This window comes from Catenibacterium sp. AM22-6LB, from assembly GCF_003435615.1.
GTDB classification, from domain to species: domain Bacteria; phylum Bacillota_I; class Bacilli_A; order Erysipelotrichales; family Coprobacillaceae; genus Catenibacterium; species Catenibacterium mitsuoka_A.
In genome coordinates, this window is sequence record NZ_QTUM01000084.1 from 1 (window position 1) to 7,203 (window position 7,203).

Genomic DNA, 7,203 nt, shown 5'->3' on the forward strand with positions numbered 1-7,203 from the left:
CAAACCCCCAAATATTTAAAGCGAGTTTTCTATTGACCCCCCTTAAAAATTAAAGGTTCCTAGTTATTAAGCTCTTTTTTTCTTAAGAAAGATAAATGCAACACAAGCAAGACCCATTAATGTGACGAGTGGTAGGATAGCTGTGCTATCACCTGTTTTTACATTATCCTTCTTAGTGTCTTCTTTCTTTGTATCTTCTTTCTTTGTGTCTTCTTTCTTTATATCTTCTTTCTTAGTGTCATCTTTCTTAGGTTCTTCTGGTTTAGTTTCTACAGGTTTTTCTACTAAAGCATCCATAGCAGACTGTAATGAAGCAATTGCTTCATCAATTTTCTTCTGAGAAACACCATTTGTATTAGCTACTTCTTTAGCATCAGCTAAAGCTGATACAAGTTTATTCCAAGATTCTTCTGTATATTTCTTAGAATCTAAGCTTTCAGCCTTAGAGATTAAGTCATTTAATGTATCTTTGTTGAGTAATGACTTATAAGTGATACCATAACCACGTTTATACTTAATAGTATCAGTGTAAAGCTTGGCAGTCTTGTCATATACAGGAATATTAACTGGAAGTGTTCCCTGAGCACCAAATGTACCTAAAGCAACTTCAATACCTGCAATAATGTTAGGTCCATAAGCAGCTTTAGAAGATGTAACTCCACCAACGATTGCTTCAGTAACATCTACTGAAGAACCTTTACATCCATAAACAGCTAAAATAGCATCTGCATTTGCATACATCTGTACATCATATGGTTTATCTACTGACATCACGATAGACTTCTTACCCTTTTCATGAGTATAGTCTACGATATCTTCTACATTTGAATATAACCAATGATTAGATGAGAAACGACTTGCAGCACTGATTTCTGAGTTAACGAATACTGTATCAGCCCAATCAATGTTTTCTTTTACAGTATCCATATTTGAACCGTTATATCTTACTACTTTAACTTCTGCAGAATCAGGAATGAGTCCTGCTTCCTTAGCACGGTTATAACCCATGATCATCTGTGCTCTTTCATTGTCATATGGACAAAGCATAAGGATTTTCTGGTTTTCTTTAACAACTAGAGGTAAAGTGTTGTTTTCATTCTTTACAACTGTTACAGCAGCAGCTGCGATTTCTCTTTCAGTTGCTCTATTAGTAGCACTACCTACTGTTGATAAAGCTTTATTTAATGAGAAGTTAGATTCTTTCCAATCTAAGATGCCTCTGTTTTCTTTAACTGTTAAGATTCTTCTGCATCCATCATCTAATCTTGATTCAGAGATTTCACCATTATTCACAGCATCTTCTACATAATCAATAATTGTGTCTAGCTTCTTAACATCTTCCTGATTATAAAGAACTGTAGGCATACAGATCAAATCAGCACCTGCTTCAATCGCAAGCTTAACTGCTTGTGATTCGCCAAATGTATCAGCAATAGCCTTCATGTTCATCGCATCTGTAGTGACTACACCATTGAATCCCATTTCACCCTTTAATAGATCAGTGATGATTGCTTTTGACATAGTCGCAGGTTTCTTTTCTTCGTTACTTGTTTTTTCTGATATAACAGTTGTGTCATCTAATTGTGGATATAAGATATGTGCAGTCATGATCATTTCAATACCTTGATTGATTGCAATCTTATATGGTTTTAATTCATTATTTAATAATTCTGCTTTTGATTTGTTTACGATTGGTAAACCATAATGTGAGTCAGTGGCTGTATCACCATGACCTGGGAAGTGCTTCGCACATCCAATTACGTTATAGTCCTTCAAACCAGCGATTGTTGCAGAAGCCATGTTCCCTACTACATCTGCATCATCACTGTAACTTCTTAAACCAATAACTGGGTTGTTGGCATTATTATTAACGTCAACAACAGGAGCTAAGTTAGTATTAATACCAATACTACTTAATTCACTACCAATAATCTGACCTGCTTTTTTCGCATACTCTGTATTATGAGTTGCACCAAGTGCCATGTTACCAGGTAAAGCTGTACCTGAACCTAAACGGTATACACTACCACCTTCCTGGTCAGCACTAATTAATAGTGGAATACCACCATCTTTTGTGGCTGCTTTCTGCATAGCCATACTTAAATTATAAGATTGTTCTGTTTCCTGGATGTTCTGAGCAAAGTAAATAAGTGCTCCAAAATCATAGTCTTCGACAATCTTTCTGACTTGGTCATTCATCTTAGTAAATTCATGACCGGTAGTCTGTGCACCATCACTTAAGTCTTCATCCCAGTAACGGAAATCTACCATAAGCATCTGTGTGATTTTTTGTCTTGTACTCATATTAGAGAGTAATTGATCCACTCTGCTTGTAGCATTAACTTGAGATGGCAAAGCCATTGAGAGTGCCATAGCTGTACTAAGTGCTATAGCGGATACCTTCTTCATATCGTTTTCTTCTCCTTTCGAATGTATCTAACATAATCATTGTAGCGCTTACATGTTACTTATGCAACATATATTACATTTTATTTCTTTTAGATGTGTAATTTTATTTTAATATAGTATTTCAGCCTATACATACTAAAAAAGCATGATATACATGAGATAATATAAGTTACAGTATTTCAAAGTTTGAAAAAGAACTGTATGACTGTAATATATATGAGATAGTAAAGATTGTGTTAAGGGAGATGGTTGTATGGAAGAAAGGAATAATTTTGCGAAGGGAAAGGTTTCTACACATATATTATCTATTGCAGGACCAATGATCGTAGCCCAGTTAATTAATGTACTCTATAACGTGATAGATAGAATATATATAGGTCGTATTCCTCATACATCAACACTAGCTATGGGAGGACTGGGAATATGTCTTCCTATTATTTCTATAGTGATTGCGTTTGCGAATCTTTTTGGTATGGGTGGTGCCCCACTTTGTTCAATTGCGAGAGGTAAAGGCAATAACAAAGAAGCAGAAAAGATTATGGGAAATGCTTTCTGTTTGTTAGTACTATTTGGGATAGGTTTAATGATTATTGGTTTTCTTTTCAAAGAGAAGATCTTATGGCTCTTTGGAGCAAGTACGCATACTTTTAAGTATGCAAATGATTATTTGACTATCTACTTATTAGGGACAGTGTTTGTGTTAATAGGATTAGGTATGAATAGTTTTATTAATAGTCAGGGATTTGCGAAGATAGGAATGATGACAGTACTGATTGGTGCTGTATTGAATATTATATTAGATCCAATATTTATATTTGTATTAAATATGAATGTGAAAGGTGCAGCACTCGCAACAGTACTGTCACAGTTTGTATCTGCTTTATGGACAATACACTTTTTAAGAAGTGATCAAACAATACTTAAGTTAAAGAAAGAGTGTATGTATATAAATCCTTATTATGTAAAGCGTATATTCTCTTTAGGGACTGCAGGATTTATGATGGGTATTACGAATTCGATAGTATCTATTGTATGTAATTCCACTTTACAACTATATGGTGGTGATCTCTATATAGCGATTATGACTATTATTAACTCTATTAGAGAAGTTGTGCAGTTACCTGCCCAAGGGTTTGGAAATGCCGCTCAGCCAGTATTAGGATATAATTATGGGGCTAAAGAATATAAACGTGTCTTATCAGCAATACGTTTTGTGACACTCTTATGTTTTGGGACAATGTTTATTATCTGGATATTAATTACTGCTTTCCCACAATACTTTATTAATATCTTTACTCATGATCCTCATATTACTAAACATGCAATTCTTTATATTAGATTATATTTTGCAGGATTCTTTATGCAGTCATTACAGATATGTGGTCAATCTGTGGCAGTAGGACTAGGTAAATCTAAACAGGCTATCTTCTTTTCTATCTTTAGAAAAGTGATTATAGTAGCTCCTTTGACTATTATTCTTCCACATTTTATTGGAATTGAAGGTGTGTTTATTTCAGAAGCAATTAGTAATTTTATAGGTGGTGGCGCTTGTTATATTACTATGTGGTTCACTATTGGAAAAAGCTTAAAGAAAGAGATTTCTTAAAAAAGAGATCTCTTTTTCTATTATTTTTATGTAATACTTGTAAATAATATAAATATAGTACTTTCTCTATTGCATCAAACTAACAGTAAGAATATCATTGTATATTAGATATATAGTAAGGGAAGAAAAAAATATGAATAAGAAACAGATGATGATAGCTGCAGGTGCAGTTGTGATTATTGGTATTGGTGGTACTGCTTATGCATTAAGAAGTCCTAAATTAGAACTTAAGACTACTAAAGTGAATGTAGAGTATGGGACTACATATACACCTAAACTTAAGGATATAGTAAAGAATTATAAGGATTTTAATAAAGATGATTTAGAAATTATCAACAAGATACCTAATGAGAAGGATAAGACTTATCCTGCAGTAGGTAAGTATACTATTACTGTGAAGTATAAAAAGAAGTCTTTGAAACAGAGTGTCATTGTGAAGGATACAAAAGCACCAGAGTTTGTATTACCTGCAAATATGGAGTTAATACAGGGAACTGGTTTCAATACATTTGATTACGACTCTCTAAAGTCTCTTCTGAATATTCGTGATTTTTCTGAAGTAAGTATTGAGATTGATACAAGTAAGATAGATATTAATACTCCAGGGCAGTATGATCTTAACGTTACAGTAAAAGATAAGTATAATAATGAAACCAAGAAGACCGGTAAGGTCACTGTGATTGCAAAACCAGTGATTAGCAATAATGAAGAAGTTGTTCATGAGACAGTGAAGAATAAAGATGGTACTACAAGTGTAAAGACTAAGGTACAGAAGAAACAGAGTTCTAATACAAATAGATCTTCTAATAGTTCTTCTTCAAATAACAATAATAAAAGTTCTTCTGGAAGTAATAATAGTTCAAGTAATTCTTCATCAGGAAGCAATAAAGGATCTATGACATACGAAGATGATCCTAAATATCACTGGGAAGGTGATCATTCCTATGGTGATGGTGCAGAAATTAATGGTGAAGACTTTGATAAGTTAACTGGTGGGGACTGGAAGAACTGGAATTATTAAAAGCAAATATATCTTTCCCTCAGGGAGACTACTATAAGTGCTCTCCCCTTTCTTAAGTAAAACAGTCAGGATTAGATGCCTGACTGTTTTGCATTATCAATAACTTCATTTAGAATTTCATCTAATTCATCAATAGTATAAATCTTCTTACCTGCTTTACGTTCTTCTTCCACTAATAGAAGTTCTTCTCTTAACTTCAACATCTCTTCCCTATAATCATTATCCATATAAGTTCCTCCTGCTGATTATTATATCATAGTTCTAAATAAAAATATTATGCTAATTCACATTTTTATGAATACTATTTGCATTATGTTCTAGATAGTGTATAATAATCTCAATTTTGGGATTAAATTCAGGAGGGTAAAAATGAAAACGAGTAATGGTAAGCAGTTAGCTAAAAAGATGTTAATTGCGATGATTTGTGGTCTTGCCTGTGGGTTTGGCTGCATTATGTTAAGAGAACACTTAGTAAGTAGTGGTCAGACTGATCTTTGGACAAAGATCAATAACTTATTCTTTCAGGATATTACACAACCTACAGCAACTAAAGCTGTTGGAATCTTCTATATTGTAGGTCAGTTATTTGTTAATTCATTACAGCTTATTATTGTACCTATGGTATTTGTATCTATTACATTAGCTATTTCAACTATCACAGATACAAAGAAGTTAGGTAGAATTTCTACTAAGACTATTTTAACTTTCTTTATTACTACAGTATGTGCATTATGTTTTGCAGGTGTGGTTGCCTCTATTGTATATCGTTTAGGTTTCTTTAATGCAGTGGGTAAAGCAGCAATAACAATCCAGCAGGGTTCTACTGGTTCTAACCCATTAAACATTATTTTAAATATTATTCCTAACAACCTTATTTCAGCTTTCTCTACTAATGGTAACGTATTAGCCATTGTATTTATTGCAGTTGCTATGGGTCTTGCAATGAATACATTAGAAGATGAAACAAAGACTTTAAAGAAGTTATTCGAAGAAGTGTCTAAGATTATTACTTTATTCTTATCATTTGTAGTTAATAAGTTTGCACCTATTGGTATCTTCTGCTTATTAACTAGAACATTCGCAATTTATGGTATTGATTCATTAAGACCAGCACTTGCTTATGTAGTTACAGTTGTTATTGCATTATTTATGTATTTATTCTTAGCTTATCCAATCTACTTAATGTCTATGGCTAGAGTAAATCCAAAGCCATTCATGAAGAAGATGGTTAAGGTTGCTTTATTTGGTTTCTCTACTTCTTCTAGTGCTGCAACTCTTCCAATCAATAAGAGAACAGTAACTGAAGAATTAGGTGTAAATGATCAGATTGCATCATTTGTATTACCTTTAGGTATGACAATCAATATGGATGGTACAGCAATCATGCAGGTTATTGCAGCTATGTTTATTGCAGCAAGTTCTGGATATAAAGTAACATTCATGTCTATGGCAGTTATTGCAGTACTTGCATTAATTGCATCAGTTGGTACTCCAGCTGCACCAGGTGCAGGTGCTGTGATCCTATTTACTATCTTAACTGGTATGGGTTATACAAACGATGCAGCATTACTTGCATACTCATTAATTCTTTCAATCAATAGACCTATTGAAATGTTAGTTACTTCACTTAATGTAGTTGGTGATGCTTCTACTTCAGTTATTGTAGCTAAGAAAGAAAACATGATTGATCAGGAAGTATATAAAGGGTAATAGTTCTTTCTAGAAAAGGAGTCAGAAATTCTGACTCCTTTTCTAATACCTTAAACAGGCTCCTTACCTCTATATATGCAGTAATAGATTTCAATAAACAGACAAGGATGATGATAAAATCCCTTTAGGTGTAAAAGTAAAGTCAATTGAAGAAATGTGAAAGACTAAACGCAACTTTGACCCGCCTAAAGTGGAATTTAACTTTTCACTTTAGAATCAACAAAGAATCAAATAGTTTACTTGTAATTTTACGATAAATGTGTATAATACTAGTGAAGAGAGCTGGAAGATAGGGTGGCTTTTAAAAAGCGGCCTTGTTGAATGGTTTTCTAGTAAGAAAGAGGCTTCTAATGGTGACCTTTAAAAGGTAGCTTTAATTAGAGGCTTTTTTGCTATAAAAAATCGAGTAGGAGAAAATAATTAAAATTATTTTCGTCCTCTCACACCACCGGGCAAG

At 33.3% G+C, this 7,203-nt stretch carries 5 protein-coding genes; 3 read left to right on the plus strand and 2 right to left on the minus strand.

The window, feature by feature from the left end; genetic code table 11:
- Positions 1-66: 66 nt before the first annotated feature.
- Positions 67-2,409, minus strand: coding sequence for a glycoside hydrolase family 3 protein (locus DW269_RS11860; RefSeq protein ID WP_117460160.1), 2,343 nt, complete (start codon positions 2,407-2,409; stop codon positions 67-69).
- A 253-nt stretch (positions 2,410-2,662) separates the two neighbouring features.
- On the opposite strand from DW269_RS11860, the gene DW269_RS11865 reads away from it, so the two are divergent.
- Positions 2,663-4,015, plus strand: coding sequence for an MATE family efflux transporter (locus DW269_RS11865; protein ID WP_117460163.1), 1,353 nt, complete (start codon positions 2,663-2,665; stop codon positions 4,013-4,015).
- A gap of 133 nt (positions 4,016-4,148) precedes the next feature.
- Positions 4,149-5,036 carry a hypothetical protein gene (locus tag DW269_RS11870; protein WP_117460165.1) on the plus strand — a complete coding sequence of 296 codons (888 nt, stop codon included), beginning with the start codon at positions 4,149-4,151 and terminating at the stop codon, positions 5,034-5,036.
- 71 nt (positions 5,037-5,107) lie between these two features.
- Here DW269_RS11870 and DW269_RS12665 read toward each other — a convergent pair whose 3' ends face one another.
- The gene (locus DW269_RS12665) at positions 5,108-5,263 is read right to left on the minus strand and encodes a hypothetical protein (protein ID WP_158546372.1); all 156 of its coding nucleotides are present in this window, start codon (positions 5,261-5,263) and stop codon (positions 5,108-5,110) included.
- Between the two features lie 142 nt (positions 5,264-5,405).
- Between DW269_RS12665 and DW269_RS11875 the strand changes: the two genes are divergently transcribed.
- The gene (locus DW269_RS11875) at positions 5,406-6,746 is read left to right on the plus strand and encodes a dicarboxylate/amino acid:cation symporter (protein WP_117460167.1); all 1,341 of its coding nucleotides are present in this window, start codon (positions 5,406-5,408) and stop codon (positions 6,744-6,746) included.
- The last annotated feature ends 457 nt before the right edge of the window (positions 6,747-7,203 follow it).

Coding starts and splice junctions, on each gene's coding strand:
- DW269_RS12665 (WP_158546372.1), bottom strand. CDS start 5,263: ATGGATAATGATTATAGGGAAGAGATGTTGAAGTTAAGAGAAGAACTT.
- DW269_RS11860 (WP_117460160.1), bottom strand. CDS start 2,409: ATGAAGAAGGTATCCGCTATAGCACTTAGTACAGCTATGGCACTCTCA.
- DW269_RS11875 (WP_117460167.1), top strand. CDS start 5,406: ATGAAAACGAGTAATGGTAAGCAGTTAGCTAAAAAGATGTTAATTGCG.
- DW269_RS11865 (WP_117460163.1), top strand. CDS start 2,663: ATGGAAGAAAGGAATAATTTTGCGAAGGGAAAGGTTTCTACACATATA.
- DW269_RS11870 (WP_117460165.1), top strand. CDS start 4,149: ATGAATAAGAAACAGATGATGATAGCTGCAGGTGCAGTTGTGATTATT.